Genomic DNA, 24579 nt, shown 5'->3' on the forward strand with positions numbered 1-24579 from the left:
GGGACGTGAGAGTCAAATGCCCGACACCGAACCCCCCGTTCGCGACGCCGGATTCGAGGAGGACCCCCGCTACCGCACGGCCAAGCGGGAACTCGCCATCGCGCTGGCCTACTGGGTCGCGTTCACCACGGCCGTCACCGCGACGGCCTGGCTCCTGGGCGGCCACAAGACCGCCGACGAGTTGACCTTCGTACTGGGCTTCCCCGCCTGGTTCTTCTGGTCCGTACCGGTGACTTGCCTGGTCTTCTCCGGCATCGCCTACGTGCTCGTCCGCCGCTTCTTCACCGACATCCCCCTTTCCGCCGACGGCGACGCCGGCGGGCCCGAAGAAAGGTAGTCGCCATGCGCTGGGGCATTCTCATCCCGATCCTGCTTTACGCCGTCGTGCTCCTGGCGATCGCCTGGTGGAGCTTCCGGCGGCGCCAGGCGGTCGCCGAAGGACGCAAGACCGAGCACTACTACATGGGCGGCCGCTCGCTGGGCTGGATGCTGCTGATGTTCACGCTCCTGGCCAGCGGCGCCAGTGCGGGCACGTTCATCGGCGGTCCCGGGCTCGTCTACGGCGAGGGCTACGGCTGGATCCTGGTGTCGGTCTTCCAGGTGCCCACGGCTTTCATCGCGCTGGCGGTGCTCGGCAAGAAGTGGGCCATCGTGGGGCGCAAGCTGGGCGCGCTGTCGATCGTGGAAATGCTGCGCCACCGCTACGAGAACCCGGTCGTGGTCGTCCTCAGCTCGCTGGGCATCGTGGTCTTCCTGTCCGCGTACATGGTGCCCCAGTTCGTCGGCGGCTCCCGGTTGCTGGAGGCGGCCACCGGCGCCGACTACCGGGTGGTGCTCATCTGCCTGGCGGCGCTCGTCGCGGTCTACACGACCTTCGGCGGCTTCCTCGCCGACGCCATGAGCGACGTGCTGCAGGGCGTCATCATGCTCGTGGGCGCCGTAGTGGTGTGGGTGGCGCTGCTCAGCGCCGCCGGCGGCATGGGCGCCGTCAACGACCAGGTGATGAGCACAGCGCCGGAGCTGTTCACGCTGCCCGGTCCGGGCGGGTTCACGCCGCAGATGATCGCCTCCTACTCGCTGCAGCTGGGCCTGATGTTCGGCGTCCTTCCGCACCTGGCGGTGCGGGCGATGAGCTACCGCGATTCCCGCTCGGTGCACACCGCGATGAAGGTCGGCCCGCTGGTGATGACCGTCATCACGCTGGGTTTTCTGACCATGGGCATGATGGCGCGCTACTACCACCCCGACATGGAGGTCGGCGACCTGGCGCTGCCGACGACCATCGTCGAGGTGCTGCCCGCGGGCGTCGCCGGCGTGCTCTTCGCTGCGCCGCTCGCCGCGGTGATGTCCACGGTCGACGCGATGATCCTGGTCGTCGCCGGCACCATCATCCGCGACCTCTACACCGCCTACGTCAATCCGCGCGTCAGCGACGGCCGCACTTCGGCGATCACCTCGGCGACCACGCTGGGTCTGACGGCACTGGTCCTCGTGCTGGCCCTGAATCCGCCCGACTACCTGGAACTGCTGGTCATTTACGCCATCGGCGGCCTGGAGACGGCGTTCTTCTTCCCGCTGGTGCTGGGGCTGTACTGGAAGCGCGCCAACGCGCTGGGCGCCGGGCTGGGGATGGCCGGCGGGATGGCCTGGTACACGGTCGTCAACAACTGGGCGCCGGAGCTGGCCCTGGGAATGTTCCCGATCGCGACGTCCTCGGCCGTCGCCTTGGCACTGTTCCTGCTGGGCAGCTACCTGGGGCCGCCGCCGCGACGCGAGGTCCTGGTGAAGTTCTGGGGCACTCAGGCCGAGATCGACAGACTGGGCGACGCCGCACGTCCCGCCCGCTGAACCGCCGCCTTCGGCACCTCGCCGAGGCCGGTCCGGACGGCCTCCTCACCCGGTGCCCGGGGGCGTGGCGTTCCCTCTCGCGCCCCCGGGCACCGGGCCGCGGCTCCCCCGCCGGAAGAAGCGGCGGGGGAGCCGCCGCCTCGGCCGGCGGGAGCCTGATCCGGAATGTGCCGCTGCACGAGGTCGCGCAGCCAGACGTCGACCGGCGACATCGCCACCGCTTGGACGGAGGCGAGCCGCGGCCCGCGCTCAGTCCGCGCCGGACGGACCGCCGCCGCGCCGGTCGAGCTGCTCACGCAGAGCCTCCCAGTCGCTCCTGCGCGCCATGACTCGATATACCGGCAGCGACGTGGTCGTTCGCCGCCCCACCGTCATCGTCAGCCGTGTGCCGCCGGCATCGAGGCGCGCCTGCGGACGGATCCCGGTCCGGGCCAGTCGGCCCCGCATCATGGGCACTATCAGTTCCGTCGGAGTCAGGATGAAATAGGGCATGCGGACGTAAAGGATCCCGAAGAACAGGGCGATCACACCGGGGACGAGCGCGGACATCCCCTCATTACCGCCGACGGTCGCCCAGAGCCAGATGCCGAGACCGCAAGTGCCGATGCCCAGCGCCAGGAACATGCCGCAAAGCCACCAGGCGATCCGTACCGTGACCGTCACGCTCTTCTCACCGCTTCCACGGGCGACCGGCTCCGCCGATCAGGGACCTTCAGGCAAAGCCTGATTCTAAGGGAGGCCGGAACCCCGTCGCCACCCGGCCCCGACCGCTTCCGGTCATGGTGGCGACGCGCCATCGCCCCACCTGGGACCGTCCCCCGGGTGTGCGGGGAGCACGGCCGTATGCGCAGCCTTCTCAACCGGCGCGAGGGACCATCCCCGCGTGCACGGGGAGCACGGCCGCCACCGGCGCGTGCGTGCTGGTGCTGCTGGGACCATCCCCGCGTGCACGGGGAGCACGCCAGCCCTTCGCCGGCGAGCACGTTGGCGGCGGGACCATCCCCGCGTGCACGGGGAGCACTCCCCGCCGTCCTGCCTGCTGGCGGTGTAGTCGGGACCATCCCCGCGTGCACGGGGAGCACACTGAATGACCTGCGCCTTCGCCAACCCTATAGGCCGTTTTCCTTCACTTCCCCAGAAACCGACAAAAGCCCCACGCTGCTGCAGCTCGCTCCGCCCCGGCCCCGTTCCGGTCGCTGCAGCGCGAATGGAGGCGCCGCCGCCCGGTCGAAGCTCCCCTCCTGTCCCCATCGCTTGATCGAGCCGCCCCAACGGTCTCCGTGATCGCGGGGGACGCGATCCCGCCGCCGGTGGGGCCGGAGTCGTTGTAGCAGTGGGTGCACTCCAGCGGGCATTTGCGCGTGAGGTCCAGCCAGAGTGTGTCCAGAGGGGGTGTGGTCGCCGGTTCGGGAAGAGCGGTGGTCATTCCTCGTTCCTCTCGCTGTGATGACCGGGCCGCGACGCGGGGATGGCAGCGGCGCGGTCCCGGCGGCCGGACGGCCCTCGTCGCGCCCGGCCGGTGCGCTCGGTCTCTCGGTCGGCGCGTACTCCTTTCGTCATGGCCCGGGAGCGGACGTGTCGGCGGTGGGGGCTAATTCGGGTGCTGCGTGTCGTGCCAGTGCTGCCAGGCGGTTTCCTGCTCCTCCAGCCACGTCCACAGTTCGGCGGGGCGTATCCATCCCGCGTGCCGGTCGCACACGCCGTGAGCGGTGGCGTCGGCGGGGGCGGGCCAGCGGCGGGTGGCGGTCCAGTACCACCCGCCGGGGGTGGGTTCGCACGTGATGTGCCAGGTGGCGCCGAAGCGGTGGTTGAGGTATCCGTGCGGGTCGTGGCCGCCGGGGCCGAGTTGGGCGTCGGGGATAGCGATCATCGCGCGTGCTCCCGTGCCGTGCGGGCGCTTGCGCTGTCGGGCGTGCCGGTCGGTGTCGGGGTGAGGCTGAGCGTGAAGGAGATCCCGTTGCCTCCCGGCAGTGGTTGCCAGGTGTCGGCGAAGGCCTCGACCAGTGCCAGGCCGCGCCCGTGATCGTCGGTGATAGAGGTTCGTGCGCGCTCGGGCCGGGTGGTGGCGCCCGCGTCCTGGACGACGAGGGTCAGGGTGTGCCGGTCGGCGTGGACGTGGACGGTGAAGGTGGATCCGGGGGCGCCGCTGGGCGTGTGGGCGAGCGCGTTGGTGGCGGTTTCCGACAGCAGGAGCACGGATGTGGCGGTGGTCGCGTCGGGGATGCGTCCGGGGGTGCGGGTGAGGGTGTCCTCCAGCCAGCGGCGGGCGGTGCCGACCTGGTCCGGGGTGCCGGGGAAGGTGCGGGCGACCAGGATTCCGGGGGGCGTGAGTGTCATCGGTGCACTCCCGCCGTGGTGGGGGCCGGGTGGGCCAGGTCGGGGCGGGTGGCCAGCAGTCGCCGGACCGCGCTGCACAGCTCGGCCGTGCCGTCGTCGGAGACGGGCAGCACAGGGGGCTCGGGGGCGGGCTGCATCGCCAGGTACGGACGTGCACCGCGCGGACGGCGAGCGCGGCGTCGGCGCCAGGGCGCTGGGGAGACGGACCGTTGGTGGGGTCGCCATCCGGGCGCGGCCTCGTTCTCGGCTTTCGCGGCTTCCCGGACGGTCCAGCACGCCGGGACCGCTGCTGCAAAGTTCGTCATGCTGTCCAGCCTGAAGACAGGAAGGTAGATCCCATAGATCTCACAAAGATCGTGGGATTTGCCGTACGAACATGGGATCGCGCCGGTAGCGTTTGAGGCATGCCCCCTACTTTGTTCTCCGCTGCCCTCACCAAGTTTCGCGAACTGGCAGGGTTAACACAGCTCCAGCTGGCCGGCCGGAGCGGCACCGCGCATTCCAGCGTCAACCGCTGGGAAAACGGCGGTTCGCTGCCCAAGCGGGATAATGCGGAAAGCCTTGATGCTGCCCTAGACGCCAACGGGGAGTTGCTTGCCGCGTGGCGTCGTTCGACTACTGGAACGGGGCTACCGGAGTGGGCTCGCACGCTGGACGCGATCGAGCGCGGAGCGCGTCACCTCTCCATTGCCGCACCGTCCTTGGTACCTGGCTACTTGCAGTGTGAGGAGTACGCGCGGTTCGTTTTCGCCTCCGGTCAGCCGTTCGCGGAATCTGATGAGCTAGACCGGCTTACCAACCTGAGATGCCAGCGGCTCAGGGATCTTCCCCAGCTCAGCATCACCGCTGTGTTCCCACTGTCCGCTGTGGCGGGCGTCCCTACCGCAATCGCTCAACAGCAGGCCCGGTACCTGGTGGAATGGGCTGATACCGATAGGGTTGCGGTCCATGTGGTACCGAGCGGTTCGACGATGCCCGTTCCCACGTCGCCGCTCATGCTCTTCCGCCTTCGTAGCGGGGAACAGGTCGTCACTAGTGACTACGCGGACGGTAGTGTGACCTTGGATCCCGACACGCACGAGCGCATGGGCACGCTGTTCACGACGGCTTTGGCTGCCTCCCTACCGGGCGATCTATCAGTTGCAGCATTGAAGGACATCTACTCATGAGTGACTGGCACACCTCTAGCTACTCCCCCAACGGTTCCAACTGCGTAGAGGTCCGGGAGACGCCTGAAACCGTGGACGTCCGGGACACTCAGAACCGCGCGGTCGGGCATCTCACCTTCGATGCGGCGGAGTGGACGGCGTTCCTGGACGAGGTTCGTTCCGGTCGGCTGTAGACCTCCCTCCTGGCTCGACCTGACCCCTTCGGCTTCGGCTGAGGGGGTTTCGTCATGCCAGGGGGTGTGTGCGGCGTCGGGTGCGGGTCCGCGCAGGTCCCGGGAAAGTCGTCGTTGACCCTGGGTGCGGCTGATCGAAGGATCGGGGGTGTCGGTTCGCCGGTTGTGGGGCGAGGGTTGGCGTGGATCTGTCGGCGGGTATGCGGGCGGTGCTGGACCGGGTGGAAGCGGCGGACTATCCGGCCTGGCGGCGACAAGTCGAGCGGGCGGGCCACTGTGGGGCGCCGGTGCGGGTGCGGAGCTCGGCTGCGGCGGTGGATCGGGCTACGGGTCAGGTGCGGGCGGAGTACTCCTCGGCCGATCAGCCGGACGGGACGCTTCTGGTGGCGTGCGGGGATCGGCGGGCGCGGGATGTAGACGCTGTCGCTGGGACCATCCCCGCGTGCACGGGGAGCACACTGAACGACCTGCGCCTTCGCCAACCCTATAGATCGGTGATGGGGGTTTGCCGAGGGGCTGCGGACCGAGGAGGCACCCTCCGGGAACCACAAGCATCGCCGCCACCACAGAGGTTGCGGCAATGGGGCGCAGCTCGCCCCGCGAGCGAGCCGGCTTGCCGCCGAGCGCACGCCGCACACGGCAACGGGACCCGCCGCCGCCCACTGGAGACGCTTCGCGTCGCGTGCGTGTCCGGGGCCGCCGAGCGCACGCCGCACACGGCAGCGGGACCCACCACCGCCCAGGGCTGGTTCACAGTCGTTCGGTGAGTGCGATGAGGCAGGTCACGGCATCATGACGGTTGCGGCGATCGACCGACACACGACACCGGAACACGCGCTGCTGTGCGGGTCCCGCTCGCTGCGCGCGATCGGCCGGTGGGCCGCCGACACGCCCCGGCACACCCGCACCCGCCTGGGCCGCCGCATCGCCGGTCCTGAACCGGCCGTGCGCATCGCGCCCGGCACCTCCACGATCCGGCGGGTCCGGCAAAGCCCCCACGGGCCACGGGCCACGGGCCGACCGACCTCGCCGCGTCGCGCGGCCCGGCCGCGCTGCCGCTCTCCGCGCCGGGACGCCCGACCGCCCCCGATGCGATCCGGCGGGTCACCTACGCGTACCTCATCCGCCCGCTCGATCTCATCGGGATCGCCTGACCGGCGAGAACCCGCACGATCACCGACGTTGCATCACCCCTGGGCGGCGGCGGGTCCCGCTGCCGTGTGCGGCGTGCGCTCGGCGGCAAGCCGGCTCGCTCGCGGGGCGAGCTGCGCCCCATTGCCGCAACCTTTGTGGTGGCGGTGATGTTTGTGGTTCCCGAGGGGTGCCTCCACAGTCCGCACCCCGGCGGCGGGAGCCGTGTGCGGTGGCAGGGTGGCGGCACGGCACCGTCACGGGAGAGGCTCGTACGTAAAGCCGACCAGTCCGACGACACGTAGGAAACACCCCGTATGGCCGCACGAAAGAAGAGCAAGCGCACGTCCCGTCCGGGCAAAGGCGCCCAGGACATCCATCTGGGCCCGACCCGCGATCCCGGGCCGACCGGCAGCGTCGGCTGCTCCATCGTCCTGATCGCCCTGGTGGTGATCGGCGTCGCCGTCGTGCTACTCGAAACGCTGGGCTGAGGCGGGGACCGGCCCCGGGCTCCTCGGCTCCGGGCCTCCCCCGCCGGCTGCGCGGGCCGACCGGCGGTGGCCGGTGTCGGCCAGCGGATCCCCGGCATCGGGCCACATACGGAGAGGCACTCCGGGCACGGAACCGGGAGTCGGGCCGCATCGGCGGCAGCCGCACCTACCGCACGCGGCGGCCGTCGAACGGCCCGGTGCCCTGGTTCCGGGTGCGGGGAGTCGTCCGTGGCAGTGTCCGTTCCGCTCGCGATCGGGTCCGCCTTCACGCTGATCGCGCTGTGCTATGCCCTCACCGCGGCGCGGATCCACCGGGCACGCCGCGCCGCCCCGTCCGATCCCCCGCCCGGTATGGCCGGGCTCGACCACTATGAGGTCGCGCTGCTGGCAAGCGGCCGCCGGCGCGTGGGCGAGCTCGCGCTGGCCCAGGCGTATCTGGACGGGCTCGTCCATGTGGAGCGCGACGCCGGGATGGTGCTGGACGCTCTGCTGCGGCCCGCCCCGGAGGCCGCGGCCACCCGGATCGACCGCCACCCGGTCGTGTCCCGGGCGCTGCGCGAATGCCTGCGCCGGTCCCGCGGCCCCACCGGGTTCGCACCGGACGCGCTGGTGGCGGTGGCCGCTGCCAGGTCCGTCTGGGTCACGCAGGCGCTGGCGCGGCTGCGCGCGCACGGCCTCCTGCTGCCCGAGCGGATCGGCCGGGCCCAGGCCCTGCGGCGGTTCGCCGCGGCCGTGCAGATCGCACCGCTGGTGCCGATGGGGCTTGTCGCCACGCTGGTCGCCGGGATACTGCTGTTCTCGCTGGCCGTGCGCTTCCCCGGTGCCCCGCTGTTGGCACTGGCGGGTATCGCCGGGTTCTTCGGCACCGGCGTCGGCCTCTACCTGCTGTTCTTCCGGGTCGGCCCGCCGGCGGCCATGGCGGTGGTCACCGCGATCGCGGCCCTCGCCGCGGCGGCGGGGCTGATCCCGTGGGAGGCCGGCGCGTGGGTGCTCAGCGGGTGCGGCACGTGGTTCGCGGTCTACGGGATCTTCGCCGCCACGAACCGCTACTGCGGGTCGCGCACGATCGCCGGCGACGCCGCGCTGGCCGCTGCGCGGGCCGAACTGCGTTCGGGGGCGGGGACCGCGGAGGAACGGGCGCATGCCGCCGTGGCGCTGTACGGGCTCGCCCACGTGGCCAAGCACGCACGCGGGGACACCGCGGCCGGCTCGGGGGCGGCCGGGGGCGCGATCGAGCGGGTGGGCGCGTTCGCCCGGAGGTGCGGCCGGGTGCGTGACCGCGCGGCCGGTCCGTCGGGCGACGGCGGGCCCGGCGGCTGTGTCGCCGCCGACGGCGGGCCCGGCGGGTTCGGCGGAGGCGACGGCGTCGGCGGGGCTGGCATGGGCGGCGGCTCGGGCGGAGACGGTGGTGGCGGCGCCGACGGAGGAGGCGGCGGGGGTGGCGGCGACTGAAAGACGGTCGGGTGTCCGTCCGCGCACGGCGAGTAATTCCGGGATCGCCGAACGGGTGCCGGGTGCCCCGGAAAACGAGAACGATCTCGGGGTTTTCACCGTTCTCCGGCACTGCGCCGGTAATGACCCCGCGCCCGGCGGGACCGGGTCCGGGCGTGGACCTCTGGCACCGGGGCCGGGCGCGGGCCGCCGGGGCGGTGCGGGGCGGGGCGGTGTGCGGCGGTGCACATCGCGGGCGCGCACCGAATGTCGGCCCCTGCTGTCAGGATCGTTTCCCATGGACGACTCCGACCGGCCGATGCCGCTTCTGAACGCCGACGAACGCACCAACCTGGAGGGATGGCTCGACTTCTACCGCACGACCCTGGACATCAAATGCCGCGGCCTCACCGAAGCGCAGCTGCGCGAGGCCTCCGCCGCGCCGTCGCCGCTGACGCTGCTGGGCCTCGTCCAGCACATGGCCGAGGTCGAGCGGAACTGGTTCAGCGGCGTGCTGCTGAGCGAAGAGGCGTCTCCCCTGTTCGCCTCGTCGGATGATCCCGAGGGCCGCACGAAGGGCTTCGACCTCTCCGACGGTGTCGGATTCGCGGCGGTCCGCGGCATCTGGCACGACGAGATCACCCGGGCACGCGAGAACTGCGCCGCGCGGTCGCTGGAGGACACGGTTCCGTCCATGGGGGCCGAGGTGAGCCTGCGGTGGATCTACACCCACATGATCGGCGAGTACGCCCGGCACGACGGCCACGCCGACCTCATCCGCGAGCGCATCGACGGCGCCACCGGCGTCTGACGGCGGCCGGGGCGGCCCGGGTTCCGTAGCGGGCCCGGCCGCTCACTCGGCTCCGCTCCCGCGGGCGAAGGCCGCGTCGAACTCCGCGCCGCCGATCGCCCTGCGGGATGCGGCCGAGATCCGGTCCACGTCGCCGCGCTCCGCGCCGGGCAGCGGCGCATCGGCCGAGGCCCGGGCCGCGGTCGCCTCGCCCAGCAGGTGGGCCGCGCGGCGGTGGTCGCCGGCGAGGGCCGCCGCGCCGGCTGTGCCCTCCAGGGCGAGTGCCACCGCCCGGGGGTTTCCGGTCTCGCGGGCCACCGCCAGCCCTTCGGCGTGCAGCGCGGCGGCGGCGCCGGCGTCGCCGCGCTGCTCGGCCACGAATCCCAGCTCGGCCAGCACCAGCGCGGTCCCCGGTTGGTAGCCGGTGCGGCGGTTCCAGGCCAGCAGCCGGCGCAGGTGGGCCTCCGCGGTGTCGAGTCGGCCCCGGCGCCGGGCGCCGAGTGCGAGCCCGGTGGCGGCGAACGCCTCCCCCGATCCGTCGCCCTGCTCGGCGGCCAGCAGCCGCGCCTGCTCATGCAGCTCGTCCGCGTCGTCGACGTCGCCGGCGAGCAGGGCCAGCCGGCCGAGTGCGGCGGTCTGCACGGATACCAGGGGCCAGAGTTTCAGTTCCTCGGCCAGCCCGAGTACGCTGCGATGCGCCCGCTCGGCCGCGTCGTAGTCGCCGGCGATCTCGGCGAGGAGGCCGCGGGTACGGGTGGCCTGGACCTGGCCCCAGCGGTCCCCGACCTCCTGGAACAGCGACTCCGCGGCCTCGCTGTCGCGCCGGGCCGCCGCCAGGCAGCCCCGGGCCAGGGCGGTCTCGGCGCGGGTACTCCTGGCCGCGGCGATGCCCCACCGGTTCCCGCGGGCGCGGAAGGTGCTCAGTGCCTGTTCGACCAGTTTCTCGCTGCCCGCCAGGTCGCCGGAGCCTTGCCGGGCGAAGGCCAGCAGCCACTGGGCGTGCGCGCGCCCGTCGGGGTCGTCGAGGCGGTCGTAGGCCTCCAGCGCGTCGCGGGCCCGTTCGTCGGCATCGGCGCCGCCGAGGGTCGTAAAGCCGAGCGCCGCCAGCCAGGACAGCGCTGCCGCCCGGTCCGGCCCCGCCGGCGCACCGGGCAGCTCCAGTGCCGCCCGCAGCGATTCGCAGGCCTGGCCGTAGCGTCCGCGGAGGATCAGATACCAGGCCAGCGCGTTGACCAGGCGCAGCGCAACGGATGCGGCGCCGAGACGCACGGCGGTGTCCAGGGCCGCACGCATGTTGGCGGACTCGGTGTCCATGCGCTCCAGCCACGCGTGCTGGCCGCTGCCCCGAAGCCGGGGCCGGGCCTGCTCGGCGAGGCGGGTGTAGTAGTGGGCGTGCCGGTGCCGCACGGCGTCGGTCTCGCCGGCCTCGTCGGCGCGCTCCAGGCAGTAGGCGGCGACGGACTCCAAAAGCCGGTAGCGAGGCGAGGGGCGGGCTGCGGTCCCGTGCTCCGCGCCGCCTCCCGCCCGGGTTCCGGGTGCGGTCTCGGCGACCACCAGGGAGCGGTCCACCAGCCGGGAAAGCAGGTCGAGGACGTCGGCGGCGGCCACCTCGCCGCCGGAGCAGACGTCTTCGGCCGCCTCCAGGGTGCAACCGTCGGCGTGCACGGCCAATCGGCGCAGCACGGCGCGTTCGGGCTCGGGTAGCGGCTCCCAGCTCCAGTCGATCATCGCCCGCAGTGTCCGCTGCCGGGCCGGGGCGTCGCGGTTTCCGGCGGTGAGGATCCGGAACCGGTCGTCCAGCCGCGCGGCGAGCTCGCGGACTCCCAGCGACCGGACCCGCGTGGCGGCCAGCTCCAGCGCGAGAGGGATCCCGTCAAGGCGCCGGCAGATCGACGCCACTGCCGCGGCGTTGTCCGGATCGAGGGCGAATCCCGGTGCGGCGGCGGCGGTCCGGTCGACGAACAGCCGCACGGCGGGGGTGTGCTCCATGGCGTGCACGTCGGCGTCCGGGTCGGGCAGCTGCAGCGGCGGCACCGGGTACAGCAGTTCTCCGGTGATCCCTAGGGGCTCCTGCGCGGTGGCCAGGATGTGCACGTGGGGCGCCGCGGCCAAGAGGACCTGCGCCAGCTCGGCTGCCGCCTCGACCACGTGTTCGCAGTTGTCGAGGATGAGCAAGGGCCTCTCGGCCTGCAGCGCCGCCGTGAGCCGGTCGAGGGGGCCGGTGTACTCCCGGCCGGCGGCCGCCCCGACGCCGGCGTCCTCGCGGATGCCCAGCGCCGCCAGCACCGCCCCGGCCAGTGCCTGGGCCGTGTCGGTCGGGTGGTGCGCGGCCAGTTCCACGAGCCAGGTGCCGCCGGGGAAGTCTTCGGCCGCTCGGGCGGCCGTCTCGACCGCCAGCCGGGTCTTGCCCACCCCGCCCGGACCGGTGAGGGTGACCAGCCGGCCGGCCGCCAACCGGGTGCGCACGTCGGCGGTGTCGCCGTCGCGCCCCACCAGGCCGCCATCCGCCAGCAGTGGGGCGGGCAGGTTGGTCCGGGGGCGGGCGGCGGCCTGGTGGGGCGGGTCCGGCCGGAGAGCGGGATCCTGCTGCAGGACCGCCTGGTGGAGCCGGACGAGCTCGGGGCCGGGGTCCGCCCCCAGCTCCGTCCGCAGCCGCACGCGCATGCGCTCGTAGCTCGCGAGGGCGTCGCTCTGGCGGCCGGACTGGTACAGGGCGCGGATGTGGGCGCCACGCAGCCGCTCCCGGAGCGGGTGCTGCTCCACCAGCGCGTCGAGTTCGCCGGCCAGTGGCCGGTACTCGCCCAGCTCCAGGCGCGCGTCGGCGAGGTCTTCCAGCGCCGTCGTCCGCTGTTCCTCCAGGCGGGCGATCTCGGTGCGGGCGAACTCCGCGTCGGCGAAGTCGGCGTAGGCCGGGCCGCGGAAGAGCTCCAGGGCGTCGGTGAGCAGGGCGGTCCGGGCGCGGGGGGCGCCGCTGTCGCGCGCTTGGGCGGTGATCCGCGCGAACCGTCCGGCGTCCACGTGCGAGCTCTCGACGCGCAGCAGGTAGCCGGGGGTGCGCCATTCAACCAGGGCCCGGCCGCCCGGTTCGGCGTCCTCCAGGGACCGCCTCAGCTGGGAGACCTTGGCCTGCAGCGCTCCCGCCGGGTTGGCCGGCGGCTCTTCGCCCCACAGGTCGGCGACCAGCCGGTCGGCCGATACGGGCCGGCCCGCGTGCGCGAGGAGGTCGGCCAGCAGGGTCCGCACTTTCACTCCGGGCACCTGGACGGCCGTGCCCTCGTCCGTCCAGACCGCGAGCGGCCCGAGCACCCCGAATCGCATACCGGACACGCTAGGCCATGGCGGCGGGGCAGCCGACCGTAAGCCGACGGGCAGCGTCCGGTAAGCGCGGGCGAGCACGGTGGGACCGCACCGCAACGACGAAAGGAACCGCTCCGATGAACACCCACGACGCCCGGATCGCGATCATCTACTACTCCTCCACCGGCAACATGCACCGCATCGCGGAGGCGTTCGCCGAAGGAGCCGCCGACGCGGGGGCCGAGGTGCGGCTGCGCCGGGTCGCGGAGCTGGCGCCGGCGGAGGCCGTGGACGCCAACCCGGCCTGGCGCGCCCATCTGGACGCCACCGCGCACGTTCCCGAAGCCGGCCACGCCGACCTCACCTGGGCGGACGGCTACGCGTTCGGCACGCCGACCCGCTTCGGCAACATGGCGTCCCAGCTGCGGCAGTTCCTGGACACGACCGCGTCGCTGTGGGAGGCCGGGGAACTCGCCGACAAGCCGGCCACCGGGTTCACGGGGTCCTACGAGCACCACGGCGGTCAGGAGTCCACCCTGCTCTCGCTGTACCACACGATGTACCACTGGGGTGCGCTGGTGCTGCCGACCGGCTACGTCGACTACGACGCCGTCCACGCAGCGGGCGGCAACCCCTACGGGGTCAGCCAGACCGAGGCGCTTGCGGCCGAGGACCCCGCCCACGCCAAGGCGGTGCTGGTGGCCGCCCGCTCCCAGGGCGGGCGGCTGGCCCGGGCGGCTGCGGCGCTGGCCGCCGCGCACGGCCGGTAGCCGCAGGCGGCCCCCGCGCCCGGGCCGCCGCAGCGGGGTGCCCCCGGGGCGCAGAGACCCGTGCGCCCCGCGGGCGTTTCGAGCGATCCGGTGACCGCCGTCACTCCTTCCGGTGATCCGACCGGTGTTGCCTTCGGGCGGTGGAGGGCTAGTCTGGACGTGCTGGTGGTTCGTCCTCCCGCGGAACACGCCTGAGACGGCGGTCCGGGGCGGACGAGGCAAGAGGGAACCCGGTGCGAGTCCGGGACTGCCCCGCAGCGGTGAGCGGGAACGAACGCCGCCCCCGGTTCCCAGGGACCGGGCAGCACTGGACCGAGGAGTCTGGGAAGCAGGCGGCCGGTAGGACGATCCGTCCGACGGACGGAAGGTGCCCGCGAGTCCGAAGACCTGCCACCCGCACGCGCACCTGCCGGTGCGCGTCGGTCCCGAGGTCTCGCGGGAGGACCTGGCGGACGATCGGCCCGCAGGGGCGTCGCACGCGCCGCTGCTCGCTGGTCGGCCTCTGGCCGCCGCAGCCCTCGGAGCCTGCCGTCGAGCTCGCGAGGAGAGAGCGTTGACCAGCATGATCGGATCGACTGTACTGGGCTATCCCCGGATCGGACCCGACCGGGAGCTCAAGCGTGCGCTGGAGAGTTACTGGTCGGGGCGCAGCAGCGAGGCGGAGCTGCGCGAGGAGGCGCGCCGGGTCCGCACGGACACGTGGCGCACGCTCGCCGACGCCGGACTGGACTCGGTACCGGGCAACACGTTCTCGTTCTACGACCAGGTGCTGGACACCGCGGTCACGTTCGGTGCGGTGCCCCCGCGCTTCAGCGGACTGGGGCTGGGCCCCCTGGACACCTACTTCGCCATGGCGCGCGGCGCGGACTCCGCGGTGCCGCTGGAGATGACGAAGTGGTTCGACACGAACTACCACTACCTGGTGCCGGAGATCGGGCCGGACACGCGGTTCCGGCTCGCCGACCGCACCCCCGTCGAGCAGTACCGGGAGGCGCTGGAACTGGGCGTGGCGACCCGTCCGGTGCTGGTGGGGCCGGTGACGTTCCTACTGCTGTCCAAGCCCGCCGAGCAGGCGCCGGAGGGATTCCGGCCGCTGGACCGGCTGGAGGACGTCCTGGACGCCTACGCCGAACTGCTGTCGGAGCTGCGCGACGCCGGTGTGGAGTGGATCCAGCTCGACGAGCCGGCGTTCGCGGCCGACCGCTCGGAATCGGAGCTGGACGCGCTGCGGGCGGCCTACCGCAGGCTCGGCGAGCTGCGGGAGCGCCCGCGCCTCATGGCGGCGGGCTACTTCGGCGATCTCGGTGAAGGGCTCGGCGTGCTCGCCTCTTCGCCCGTCGAGGCGCTGGGGCTGGACCTGGTCGCCGGCCGGTCCGCGCTGGAGAGGCCGGCGGCGCTGTACGGCCTGCGCGACAAGACGCTGGTCGCCGGGCTGGTCGACGGCCGCAACGTCTGGCGCACCGACCTCGATGCGGCCCTGACGACAGCGGCAACGCTGCTGGGCCTGGCCGGTGAGGTGGCGGTGGGCACGTCGTGCTCGCTTCTGCACGTGCCCTACGACGTCGAGGCCGAATCCGGGATCGATCCGCAGGTGAAGTCGTGGCTGGCTTTCGCCCGGCAGAAGGTGGACGAAGTCGTCACCCTGGGCCGGGCGCTGCGCGAGGGCCGCGACGCCGTCGCCGGAGAACTGGCCGCCGCTTCCGCAGCGGTCGCCGACCGGATGCGTGCGGAGGGTGTGCGCAACCACCGCGCGCAGGAGCGGGTGGCGTCGCTGCGGCCGGAGCACGCGCGCCGCACGGACTACGAGGCCCGGCGGCGGGCCCAGGAGGAGTCGCTGCGGCTGCCGCCGCTGCCGACGACGACGATCGGCTCCTTCCCGCAGACGGCCGGGGTCCGCGAGGCCCGCGCCGCGGCGCGCACGGGCGGCATCGACCGGGCGGCCTACATCCGGCGGATGCGGGAGGAGATCGCGGGCGTCGTCGAGCTGCAGGAGCGGCTGGGTCTGGACGTCCTGGTGCACGGCGAGCCCGAGCGCAACGACATGGTGCAGTACTTCTCCGAGCACATGGAGGGTTTCGCCGCCACCGACCAGGGGTGGGTGCAGTCCTACGGTTCCCGGTGCGTGCGCCCGCCGATCCTCTTCGGCGACGTCGCGCGGCCGGAGGCGATCACCGTGGAGTGGGCCGAATACGCCCAAAGCCTGACGGACAAGCCGGTCAAGGGTATGCTCACCGGCCCGGTGACCATTCTGGCGTGGTCGTTCGTGCGCGACGACCAGCCGCTGGCCGATACGGCCGCGCAGGTGGCGCTGGCGATCCGGGACGAGGCCGGTGATCTGGAGGCGGCCGGGATCCGCGTGGTTCAGGTCGACGAACCGGCGCTGCGGGAGCTGCTGCCCCTGCGCGCGGACCACCGCCGGCAGTACCTGGACTGGGCGGTGGAGGCGTTCCGGTTGGCGACTTCCGGGGTCGCCGACTCCACGCAGATCCACACCCACCTGTGCTACTCCGAGTTCGGCGACGTGATCGACGCGATCGTCGCTTTGGACGCCGACGTGACCAGTATCGAGGCGGCGCGCTCCCGTATGGAGGTGCTCGACGACCTGAACGCGGTCGGCTTCGCCCGCGGGGTGGGGCCCGGCGTCTACGACATCCATTCGCCGCGGGTTCCCGAGGCCGAGGAGGTCGCCGATCTCCTGCGCGCCGCGCTGAAGGCCGTTCCTGCGCAGCGGCTGTGGGTCAATCCCGACTGCGGGCTCAAGACCCGCGGCTACGCCGAGGTCGAGTCGGCTCTGCACAGCATGGTCGGCGCGGCGGCAGCGGTGCGCCGCTCCCTGCGCTGATCTGAGCCGCGGGCGGTGCCGACGGAGAGTCGAGACTCCGGCGCCGCCCGCGGCGGCGCCCCCTCCCGGTGCGCCGCATCCGCCGGCGTCCCGGAGCCGGATCGCGCGGCCTCCCGCGCCGGCCCGTGGCGCGGGTGCGGCGGCCGTGCCCGTCAGCCGCCTCCGGAGGTGCGGGTCTGCGCCGGATCGCCGGAGGGGCGGGACGGTGCCGGGGACTCGCCGGGCGGGTCCTGCTCGGGTGCGGCGTCCGGTGCGATGGTCCCGGCCGTGTTGAGTTCGGTTGCGGCCTGGCGGCTCAGGCCGAAGAAGTAGGTCAGCGCGAAGCCGGCGATATAGCCCACCACCAGGCCCAGGCCGTAGACCGCGACCGCGGCGCCGATGCCTTGGCTGCCCTGCACCAGGGGGAACAGGGTCCATCCGGAGGGGCCGATCGCCGTCGACCCGGCACTGACCCCGAGCTGGTTGGCCAGGCCGAGGAAGCCGCCGGCCACCGCGCCGCCGGCGCAGGCGGTCACGAACGGCCGGCCCAACGGCAGCGTCACCCCGTAGATCAGCGGCTCCCCCACCCCGAGCAGGCCCGCGGGCAGTGCCGAGCGGATGGTGGCGCGGATGCCCGCGTTGTTCTTGAGCCGCAGGTACAGCGCGAAGGCGGCGCCCACCTGGCCCGCGCCGGCCATCGCCAGCACCGGAAGCAGCACGGTGAATCCGTCGACGCCGATCAGGGTGGTGTGGATGGGGATGAGGGCCTGGTGCAGCCCCAGCATCACCAGCGGCAGGAACGTCCCGCCCAGCAGGAATCCGGCCGGCGCTCCCGCGTAGCCCAGCAGCCAGTTCGCCGCCACACCGATGGCCGCGGAGACCTCTCCGGCCACCGGCATCAGCCCGTAAACGGTGACCAGGCCCGATACCAGGACGGCGACGGTGGGTGTGACGAGGATGTCCAGGTTCTCGGGCACCCACCGGCGTGTCCGGCGTTCGACGCAGGCGCACAGCACCGCTGCGCCCAGGGCGCCCAGCACACCGCCCTGCCCGGGTTCGAGGTCGACGCCGAACGCCTGGACGTCGGCCACCCCGGCGAAGGGGATGATGGCGGCGACGGCGCCGCCCAGCACCGGAGTGCCGCCGAACTCCTTGGCGGCGTTCATCCCGACGAACACCATGATCAGGGACATGAAGCCCTTGGCGATCGCGTCCAGCGCGGGCAGCACCGGGCCCAGCCAGCCGAGGTTGGTCAGCACTCCGGTGACGCCGGCGAGGATGCCGCAGGCGATCAGTGCGGGGATCAGCGGCACGAAGATGTCGGCGATGCGCCGCAGAAGCAGCTTGAACGGTGTGGCGTTGCGCCTCGTGTTCGCCGCCCGGATCGCCTCGCCTTCGGCGGCCAGCGCTTCGGCGTCGCCGTCCGGGGCGTCGGCGGCGGGCGCGGCCCCGGCCGCTCGGCCGCCCGCGCGCTCGGCCTCGACCGCGCGGGAGAACTCCTCGGCGACCGTGGAGACCGCTCCGGGGCCCAGCACGATCTGGAAGGTCTCGTCCTCGACCACGCCGAGCACCTTCGGGTGGTCGCGGATCTCCTGATCCCGGACGAGCGCGCGGTCGGCGACGCCGATCCGCAGCCGGCTGATGCAGTTGGCGGCGGAGGTGACGTTGCGCTCGCCGCCGACGAGCGCGAGGAGGTCGTAGGCCGTGGCCGCGTGGCCGGCGGCACCCGGGTCGCTCATTGCCGACTTCCTTCCGAACTCAGGGGGGTCGGGCGGATCCGGTCCCCGCGAGCGGCCGTTTCGACCGCGTCGCGGAGTCGGCCGCCGCAGGCGTCCAGGAGGCGGCCGGCTTCCTCGGCACCGACGCGGCCGAGGATGGTGAGGATCGCCGTCTTGACGTCCCCGGCGCCGGCGGACAGGGCCCGGTCCACCTCGTCGTCGTCGGCACCGGTGGCCATCCCGACGATGCGGTGGGCACGCGCCCGCAGTTTCTCGTTCGTGCTGAGCAGGTCGACCATGAGGTTTCCGTAGGTTTTGCCCAGGCGGATCATGGTGACGGTGGAGAGCGTGTTCAGGACCAGCTTCTGTGCGGTTCCGGCCTTGAGCCGGGTGGAGCCGGTGATCAGCTCGGGGCCGGTGTCGACCTCGATGGCGTGGTCGGCGGCGTCTCCCAGGGGCGAGCCGGGGTTGGAGGACACGCCGACGGTCAAAGCGCCGCGTCCGGCGGCGCAGCATACCGCCGCGACCGAGTACGGGGTCCGCCCGGAGGCGGAGACGCCCACGACGGCGTCCTCGGGGGAGAGCTCCAGTCCGTCCAGGTCGGCCGCAGCGGCGCGGGTGTCGTCCTCGGCGTTCTCCACGGCTCCGCGGATCGCAGCGGGGCCGCCGGCGATCAGCCCGATCACCTGCTCGGGATCGGTGTTGAAGGTGGGCGGGCACTCGGAGGCGTCCAGCACGCCCAGGCGTCCCGCGGTACCGGCGCCGGCGTAGACGAGCCGTCCGCCGCGGGCCATCCGCGCGGCGACGGCGTCGACGGCCGCGGCGATGGCCGCAGCGGCGGCGGCGACCGCGGGGGCCACCGTGCGGTCCTCGGCGTTCATGGTGCGCACGATGGCCTCGGTGGCCATCTCGTCGATCCCGCTCAGGTCGTCGCGCCGGGCCTCGGTCGCCAGACCGGCGAGGTCGGTGCGCCGGCCGCCGGGGCCGGTGGTGTCGGTGGTGGCCATGGGCAGGAGCGATCCTTCCGACGCGTGCGCCCGGCGGGCGGTCCGTGGCATGGAAAATTTTCACCTGATGTGGCGAATGTCAATTAAAAAACCTTCATGCCCAGCGCACGGGGGTGGGCGCGCACACGGGAGCGGCCGCGGCGCGGACGCCCACTCGGCCACCGCGCACCGCAGGCCCCTCCGCGAATCCGCGCCGGCCTCCTCGCCCCGCGGCGGGTGCGCCCGCTCGGGCCGCCCCGGTCACCGCTCGGATACCGCCGGATCGGCCCGGGCCGCCGCGGCGTCCACGATCACCTCCGTCCACCCGAGTTCGGCGGGGGCTTCAGCCGCCACCGCACGGTGCAGCCGCGGCCACACGTGCGCCCGCGTCCAGGCCGTGAACCGGCGGTGGGCGGTCGCGGGCGACACGGCGAACTCCGCCGGCAGCCGGCGCCATACGCATCCGCTGGTCAGCACGTAGACCACCGCGGTGAACGCGGCACGGTCGTCGACCGGCGCCGTACCGCCTCCCTGGCGCCGCGCCCCGAACGATGGGAGCAGGGGCACGGCGAGCTCCCACAGGCTGTCCGACACCAGCCGCCGGGACAGCCCGGAATCGCAGCGGACAGAATTCTCCGCAGTGGAACCGCGATGAGACACGAACGGGAATCCCCAACTAGCACTTCTTATACCGACAGGTGACGCATGGAAACCAACATATCCGATGTCTCACCGTATTCCCGTTAAGCCGCTACGCGAGGAATCGCGAATCCTTCCGCTCCGCGATTCGCATTCCGGTTCCCCGCCGGCAGGCACCTCCCGGGCGGCCCCGAACCCGCCGCCCGGGAGGCGGGACCCGTCGACCGTTCTGCCGCCGCGCCCCACGCCGTTCCTCCCGGCACCGCCGAACCCGGTATCCGCCTGCGACACGCCACAGCGGAACCGGCCGCGGACGCCGCTTCCGGCCAGCCGGCGGCGCGTCCGGAACCGGTATCGGATATAGGCGCGAACGGACTCCGAACTGCGCGGACTCCGCGTTCCGGGATCCGCGGGGACGCCGCTCCCCTCGAAAGCCGGTGCCCGGTCACGCCCCCGCGTACCTGCGTCGGATATTTCAGAAGGAGGGGAACGCCTATCCTGTCCCGGTCCGCGCGAACGCTCCCCCGCCGCCGTTCCCGCACCGCCGATATCCGCGGACAGGGGACCCCGGTTGCGCGAAATCGAGAACGTCGGCGAACGCACGGGGACCGCACCGCGCCCGACGACGTGAGCGAGCCTTTGCCAACCTGGTGTTCGGGCTGCTCGGAGGGTGTACGGCGCGGCGCGGCCACGAACAAGCGAAGCTCCCGGCAGACGGGCGATTGCCGAGATCAAACCGTCCGACCGGGAACTCCACGTGCTGCCCTACCCCTCCGGATGAATGTTCCAGCCGCGCGCTCGGCGTGCTCGCCGACGCGCTGCGGGCCCACCGCAAACAGGTCGGAACCCGGTGGCGCCGGCTCTCCGCCGGCCGCCAGGGGCTGAGCTGCCTGGACCCGAAGAACTCCTAACGCAATGATCTCCGAGGTGGTCGGATCGCTCCAGGACCGGTGATCCGGAGGTGCGGGCTGCCCGCGGCCGCAGCCGTGGGCAGCCCCGAACGGTGGGACAAGCTCACATACAGACCACGATCTTCCCCCGCGTGTGTCCCCGCTCGGCGTATGCGTGCGCTTCCGCGATCCGTTCGAGCGGGTAGGTCCGCTCGATGCGCGGTGTGTAGCGGGCTTGCCGGCCGAGTTCGCCCGCTTCGGCGAGGAGCGCGGAATCGTTTTCCGCGTTGGCCAAATGCACACCCAGGCGATGCGCGTTGGCGTAGTCGGCGATCGTCGACACGCGGACAGGGTCGCCCACGATCGCGATGAGATCGGCCAGAGACCCGGAGGCCGCAGTGTCGAGGGCGATGTCGACACCGTCCGGAGCCAGGGCGGCGAGGCGTTCCGCGAGGCCAGTGCCGTAGGTGGTGGGAACGGCTCCGAGAGAGGTAAGAAACGCGTGATTGCGCTCGCTGGCCGTCCCGATCACGGTGGCGCCCTGAGCCACCGCGATCTCGACCGCAGCACTGCCCACTCCTCCGGCGGCGCCCTCGATGAGCAGAGTGCGCCCCCGCAGGGGACCGAGCGCCTTCAGTCCGCCCATCGCGGTCACGGATCCCAGACCGGCGCCGGCGGCCTCCTCGTCGGTCCACGTGGTGGGCGCGTGGGCCCAGGCCGAGAGCACGGCCAGCTCCGCCGTCGCGCCGGTGACGCCGCCCAGCCCGAAGACACGGTCGCCGATGCTCACGCCCTGCACACTCTCACCGGTCTCGTCGACCACGCCGACGGCATCACGCCCAGGAATCGCGGGCAAGTCCACGGGGAGCACCTCGTGCACCGCACCGGAACGCACCTTCCAGTCGACGGGATTGACGCCGGCCGCCGCAACGCGGATGCGGATCTCGCGGGCCCCGGGATGCGGGTCCGACACCTGCTCGACCATGAGAGTCTCGACACCGCCGTACTCGTGATAACGGACTGCGCGCATGACGTTCTGCCTTTCAACACGGCCTGCACCGGCCGTTCGTGAAATCAGTGGGGTGAATGTTCGGCGAGTGCCGACGCCCGCTACGCTAGAACCTGACGTCGACGTCAGATGCAAGTCGGGCGGGCCGCCCGATAGAGGAGGACCGGTGCGCATCGGTGAGGTCGCCGAGAAGGCGGGAGTGAGCGTCCGGGCGCTGCGCTATTACGAGGAACAGGGTCTACTCCAGGCAAGCCGCAGTCCCGGCGGCCAGCGGCATTACCCCGACACTGCCGTCGACCGAGTCCGGCTGATCCAACAGCTGTATGCCGCGGGCCTCCCGAGCAGAGTGGTCCGCAAGGTGCTGCCGTGCGTGGACTCGGGTGAAGTGAAAGCGTCCCCGGAACTCCTGGACCAGATGGCGGCCGAGCGTGTCCGCGTCGACCAGCGGATCACCGACCTGCTCGCTGTGCGCGACCGGCTCGACGACGTGATCGCCGTCGCGCGGGACCCTGATTCCGACTGCTCTCACGTGAGGTGAAGGCTACTGCCGCACTGAGCCTTTGCCAACCTGGTGTTCGGGCTGCTCGGAGGGTGTACGGCGCGGCGCGGCCACGAACAAGCGAAGCTCCCGGCAGACGGGCGATTGCCGAGATCAAACCGTCCGACCGGGAACTCCACGTGCTGTCCTACCCCTCCGGGATGAATGTTCCAGCCGCGCGCTCGGCGTGCTCGCCGACGCGCTGCGGGCCCACCGCACACAGCGCGGAACCCGGTGGCGCCGACTCTCCGCCGGCCGCCAGGCCCTGCTCGCGATCGCCTACCTGCACAAAGGCGCGACCTGCGCCGAAGCGGGTGACCGGGTTCCTCGGCCCGACGGCGCCCCTGCCCGCCGTGCCTATCCCCGTCCGACCGGCTCCTCGCGCTCGGCGCTCTGGCGCCGGTGCAGCTGGGCGTACTCGCCCCCGCCGGCGATCAGTTCGCCGTGCGTGCCGCGCTCGACGACCTCGCCGTCGCGCATCACGTAGATCACGTCCGCGTCCTCGATCGTCGAAAGGCGGTGGGCGATCACGACCCGGACCGCTTCCCGGTCGTCGAACTCGGCGGCGATCGCGCGCTCGTTGACCGTGTCGAGCGAACTCGTCGCCTCGTCGAGGATCACGATTCGGGGGTTCTTCAGCAGAGCCCGGGCGAGCAGGATCCGCTGGCGCTGGCCGCCGGATATGCCCTCGCCGAACTGGCTGATCAGCGTCTCGTAGCCCATCGGCATCGCCAGGATCTCGTCGTGGATGCGCGCGCGTCGGGCGGCGTGCTCGACCGATCCGGGGTCCGCGCGCCCGGTCCCCCAGCTGACGTTCTCCCGGATCGTCTTGTTCTGCAGGACGACTTCCTGGTGCACGAAGGCCACCGAGTCGAAGAACGCGCTCTTGCGGTACTCGCCGATCGCGCGGCCCGAGTAGCGGATGCGCCCGTCCGTGGGGCGGTAGAGACCCGCCAGCAGCCGGGCCAGGGTGCTCTTGCCCGACCCCGATGCTCCGACGATCCCGACCTTCTGGCCAGGGGCGACGTCGAGGTCGACGCCGCGCAGAACGGGCGCGCTGTAGCGCGAGTAGGAGAACCAGACGTCCCGCAGCTCGATGCGGCCGTCCAGGGTCTCCAGCGTGCCGTCGCCGAACGTCGCGTCCTCGGGCGTATCCAGAATGTCGCCGATGCGGTAGAGGAGCGCTTTGACCTCGAACAGTTTCGTCACCGTGGTGAACGTCGTCGACGCCTGAGCGAAGAACGACGACGCCGCCACCTGGAACGCCATCACCTCGCCCAGGGACATGCCCGCGGCGGGCGCCAGCCGCAGGCCCGCAGCGACGACGAGCAGCGGGCCCAACGTCTGCACCGCTTGGATGCCGGCCCCGGTCATCCCCTGCCACCAGGCCCTGCGGTGGTAGCGGTCCAGGATCCGGTGGTTGGCCTGCTCCCAGGCCCGGACGAACTCGTCCTCGGCTCCGCTGGTCTTGATGGTGGAGACGGCGCCGACCGCCTCGACCTGGACGGCCTGCCCTTTGGCCTGCTCTTCGACCTCCGACAGCGACGCCTGCGAGATCCGCGCCCGCGTGGCGAACAGCAGCGCCAGGGCGAGCGCGAAGAGCGCGAACGCCACCGCCGCGAGCATCGGCGACCGCGCCAGCATGTAGCCGGCCAGGACCAGGGTCAGCAGCACGCTCATCGTCCCGCTGACCAGGTCGTTGGCGAGGAAGTCGCGCAGCCGGGTGACGTTGTTCAGCCGGAACAGCAGGTCCCCGGTGGAGCGCATGGCGAAGAACTTGTACGGCAGGCGCAGCAGGTGCTCGAAGACCGAGTCCGCCATGAACCGGCCCATGCGCTTGACCGAGCGGATCGTCAGCAGCACCTTTCCGGTCTGGGCCGCCAGGTAGCCCGCCGCGGTCGCGGCGAACACGAGCACCAGCAGCCCGGCTCCGCCGGGACCGGCTCCCCCCTGCCCGGCGGTATAGGCGTCCACGAGGGCCTGGGTCAGCATCGGAACGGCCAGGACCGCGCCGAACGCGACCAGCGAAACGGCGACGAGCAGGGCGAGGGGGCCGGCCGCGAAGCGTACGTAGGGCAGCAGCCGCCACCACTCGCTGCGCGGACGCTCCCGGCTCTCGGCGAATCCCGGCGCCGGTTCCGCCGTGACGGCGATTCCGGAGAACTCCGCGTCGAACTCGTCGGCGCCGATCTCGATCCTGCCGCGCCCCGGATCGACGATCCGGGCCCCCTGGTCGCCGACCTTCTCCACCACCACGAAGTGGCGCCGGCCCCAGAACGCGATGAAGGGGGTCGGGACCCCGCCGGCGCCTCCGGGCTTGACCCGCAGGGCCCGGACGCGCAGACCGCGGTCCCGCAGGACGCCGACGATGTCGCGGACGGCCATGCCGTCGCGCCCGACTTCGTAGGTCTGCCGGAACCGCGCCATCGAGAAGTTGCGGTCGTGGACCGAGATGAGCATGCCGCAGCAGCACAGGCCGCATTCGGTCTGCACGTTCTGGTACAGCGGACTGACTCTCACCGGGCGTCCTCTCCTGCCGGT

Annotated in this window: 21 protein-coding genes, 2 pseudogenes and 1 riboswitch; of the genes and pseudogenes, 13 read left to right on the forward strand and 10 right to left on the reverse strand. The window is 72.4% G+C overall.

Annotation, left to right across the window (positions count from 1 at the left end; translation table 11 throughout):
* The first annotated feature begins 16 nt into the window (after positions 1-16).
* Both HNR25_RS01585 and panF read left to right on the forward strand, forming a co-directional pair.
* Positions 17-337, forward strand: coding sequence for a DUF997 family protein (locus HNR25_RS01585; protein ID WP_184632804.1), 321 nt, complete (start codon positions 17-19; stop codon positions 335-337).
* A 5-nt stretch (positions 338-342) separates the two neighbouring features.
* Positions 343-1848, forward strand: coding sequence for a sodium/pantothenate symporter (gene panF, locus HNR25_RS01590; RefSeq protein WP_184632806.1), 1506 nt, complete (start codon positions 343-345; stop codon positions 1846-1848).
* 249 nt (positions 1849-2097) lie between these two features.
* On the opposite strand, the gene HNR25_RS01595 is transcribed toward panF, so the two are convergent.
* From HNR25_RS01595 to HNR25_RS01610, 4 genes are all read right to left on the reverse strand, one after another.
* The gene (locus HNR25_RS01595) at positions 2098-2511 is read right to left on the reverse strand and encodes a hypothetical protein (protein WP_184632808.1); all 414 of its coding nucleotides are present in this window, start codon (positions 2509-2511) and stop codon (positions 2098-2100) included.
* A gap of 928 nt (positions 2512-3439) precedes the next feature.
* Positions 3440-3718: a hypothetical protein gene (locus tag HNR25_RS01600; protein ID WP_184632810.1), complete on the reverse strand. Its 279-nt coding sequence runs from the start codon at positions 3716-3718 to the stop codon at positions 3440-3442.
* Positions 3715-4185, reverse strand: coding sequence for an ATP-binding protein (locus HNR25_RS01605; protein WP_184632811.1), 471 nt, complete (start codon positions 4183-4185; stop codon positions 3715-3717). Before HNR25_RS01605 ends, HNR25_RS01600 begins: the two co-directional genes overlap by 4 nt.
* Entirely contained in the window at positions 4182-4322 is a 141-nt protein-coding gene (locus tag HNR25_RS01610) for a hypothetical protein (protein ID WP_184632812.1), read from the reverse strand. The genes HNR25_RS01605 and HNR25_RS01610 overlap by 4 nt, the downstream gene beginning before the upstream one ends.
* Positions 4323-4589: 267 nt before the next feature.
* Here HNR25_RS01610 and HNR25_RS01615 point away from each other — a divergent pair, with 267 nt between their 5' ends.
* From HNR25_RS01615 to HNR25_RS01635, 6 genes are all read left to right on the forward strand, one after another.
* The gene (locus tag HNR25_RS01615; RefSeq protein WP_184632814.1) at positions 4590-5354 is read left to right on the forward strand and encodes a Scr1 family TA system antitoxin-like transcriptional regulator; all 765 of its coding nucleotides are present in this window, start codon (positions 4590-4592) and stop codon (positions 5352-5354) included.
* The gene (locus tag HNR25_RS01620; RefSeq protein WP_184632816.1) at positions 5351-5527 is read left to right on the forward strand and encodes a DUF397 domain-containing protein; all 177 of its coding nucleotides are present in this window, start codon (positions 5351-5353) and stop codon (positions 5525-5527) included. Before HNR25_RS01615 ends, HNR25_RS01620 begins: the two co-directional genes overlap by 4 nt.
* 200 nt (positions 5528-5727) lie before the next feature.
* A complete protein-coding gene (locus tag HNR25_RS26715; RefSeq protein ID WP_312862700.1) occupies positions 5728-6294 on the forward strand; it encodes a replication initiator in 567 nt (188 codons plus the stop codon).
* Positions 6295-6975: 681 nt separating this feature from the next.
* On the forward strand, positions 6976-7149 hold the full coding sequence (locus tag HNR25_RS01625) for a hypothetical protein (RefSeq protein ID WP_184632818.1): 174 nt from the start codon (positions 6976-6978) through the stop codon (positions 7147-7149).
* 228 nt (positions 7150-7377) lie between these two features.
* A complete protein-coding gene (locus HNR25_RS01630) occupies positions 7378-8601 on the forward strand; it encodes a hypothetical protein (RefSeq protein ID WP_184639727.1) in 1224 nt (407 codons plus the stop codon).
* Positions 8602-8878: 277 nt separating this feature from the next.
* On the forward strand, positions 8879-9391 hold the full coding sequence (locus HNR25_RS01635; RefSeq protein ID WP_184632820.1) for a DinB family protein: 513 nt from the start codon (positions 8879-8881) through the stop codon (positions 9389-9391).
* A 42-nt stretch (positions 9392-9433) separates the two neighbouring features.
* On the opposite strand, the gene HNR25_RS01640 is transcribed toward HNR25_RS01635, so the two are convergent.
* Positions 9434-12688 (reverse strand): AfsR/SARP family transcriptional regulator, encoded by a 3255-nt coding sequence (locus tag HNR25_RS01640; RefSeq protein ID WP_184632822.1) that lies wholly within the window; start codon positions 12686-12688, stop codon positions 9434-9436.
* Positions 12689-12804: 116 nt separating this feature from the next.
* On the opposite strand from HNR25_RS01640, the gene wrbA reads away from it, so the two are divergent.
* A complete protein-coding gene (gene wrbA, locus HNR25_RS01645; protein ID WP_184632824.1) occupies positions 12805-13437 on the forward strand; it encodes an NAD(P)H:quinone oxidoreductase in 633 nt (210 codons plus the stop codon).
* A 223-nt stretch (positions 13438-13660) separates the two neighbouring features.
* A riboswitch (cobalamin riboswitch) is annotated at positions 13661-13826 on the forward strand.
* Between the two features lie 173 nt (positions 13827-13999).
* Positions 14000-16279 (forward strand): 5-methyltetrahydropteroyltriglutamate--homocysteine S-methyltransferase, encoded by a 2280-nt coding sequence (gene metE, locus HNR25_RS01650; protein WP_221457875.1) that lies wholly within the window; start codon positions 14000-14002, stop codon positions 16277-16279.
* A gap of 152 nt (positions 16280-16431) precedes the next feature.
* Here metE and HNR25_RS01655 read toward each other — a convergent pair whose 3' ends face one another.
* From HNR25_RS01655 to HNR25_RS01665, 3 genes are all read right to left on the reverse strand, one after another.
* Positions 16432-17997, reverse strand: coding sequence for a PTS transporter subunit EIIC (locus HNR25_RS01655; protein ID WP_184632828.1), 1566 nt, complete (start codon positions 17995-17997; stop codon positions 16432-16434).
* On the reverse strand, positions 17994-18983 hold the full coding sequence (murQ, locus tag HNR25_RS01660; protein WP_184632830.1) for an N-acetylmuramic acid 6-phosphate etherase: 990 nt from the start codon (positions 18981-18983) through the stop codon (positions 17994-17996). Before murQ ends, HNR25_RS01655 begins: the two co-directional genes overlap by 4 nt.
* A gap of 240 nt (positions 18984-19223) precedes the next feature.
* On the reverse strand, positions 19224-19622 hold the full coding sequence (locus HNR25_RS01665; RefSeq protein WP_312862296.1) for a transposase: 399 nt from the start codon (positions 19620-19622) through the stop codon (positions 19224-19226).
* Positions 19623-20358: 736 nt separating this feature from the next.
* On the opposite strand from HNR25_RS01665, the pseudogene HNR25_RS25590 reads away from it, so the two are divergent.
* Positions 20359-20494 (forward strand): annotated as a pseudogene (locus HNR25_RS25590) (IS5/IS1182 family transposase); the annotation flags it as partial.
* Positions 20495-20615: 121 nt separating this feature from the next.
* Here HNR25_RS25590 and HNR25_RS01670 read toward each other — a convergent pair.
* Positions 20616-21521: an NADP-dependent oxidoreductase gene (locus HNR25_RS01670; RefSeq protein WP_184632834.1), complete on the reverse strand. Its 906-nt coding sequence runs from the start codon at positions 21519-21521 to the stop codon at positions 20616-20618.
* 145 nt (positions 21522-21666) lie between these two features.
* Between HNR25_RS01670 and HNR25_RS01675 the strand changes: the two genes are divergently transcribed.
* Both HNR25_RS01675 and HNR25_RS25595 read left to right on the forward strand, forming a co-directional pair.
* Positions 21667-22038: a MerR family transcriptional regulator gene (locus HNR25_RS01675; protein ID WP_184632836.1), complete on the forward strand. Its 372-nt coding sequence runs from the start codon at positions 21667-21669 to the stop codon at positions 22036-22038.
* A gap of 140 nt (positions 22039-22178) precedes the next feature.
* Positions 22179-22333: pseudogene (locus tag HNR25_RS25595) on the forward strand (IS5/IS1182 family transposase); the annotation flags it as partial.
* Positions 22334-22395: 62 nt separating this feature from the next.
* Here HNR25_RS25595 and HNR25_RS01680 read toward each other — a convergent pair.
* Entirely contained in the window at positions 22396-24558 is a 2163-nt protein-coding gene (locus HNR25_RS01680) for a peptidase domain-containing ABC transporter (protein ID WP_184632838.1), read from the reverse strand.
* Positions 24559-24579: the final 21 nt, after the last annotated feature.

This window comes from Streptomonospora salina (assembly GCF_014204715.1).
Classification (GTDB): Bacteria; Actinomycetota; Actinomycetes; order Streptosporangiales; family Streptosporangiaceae; genus Streptomonospora; species Streptomonospora salina.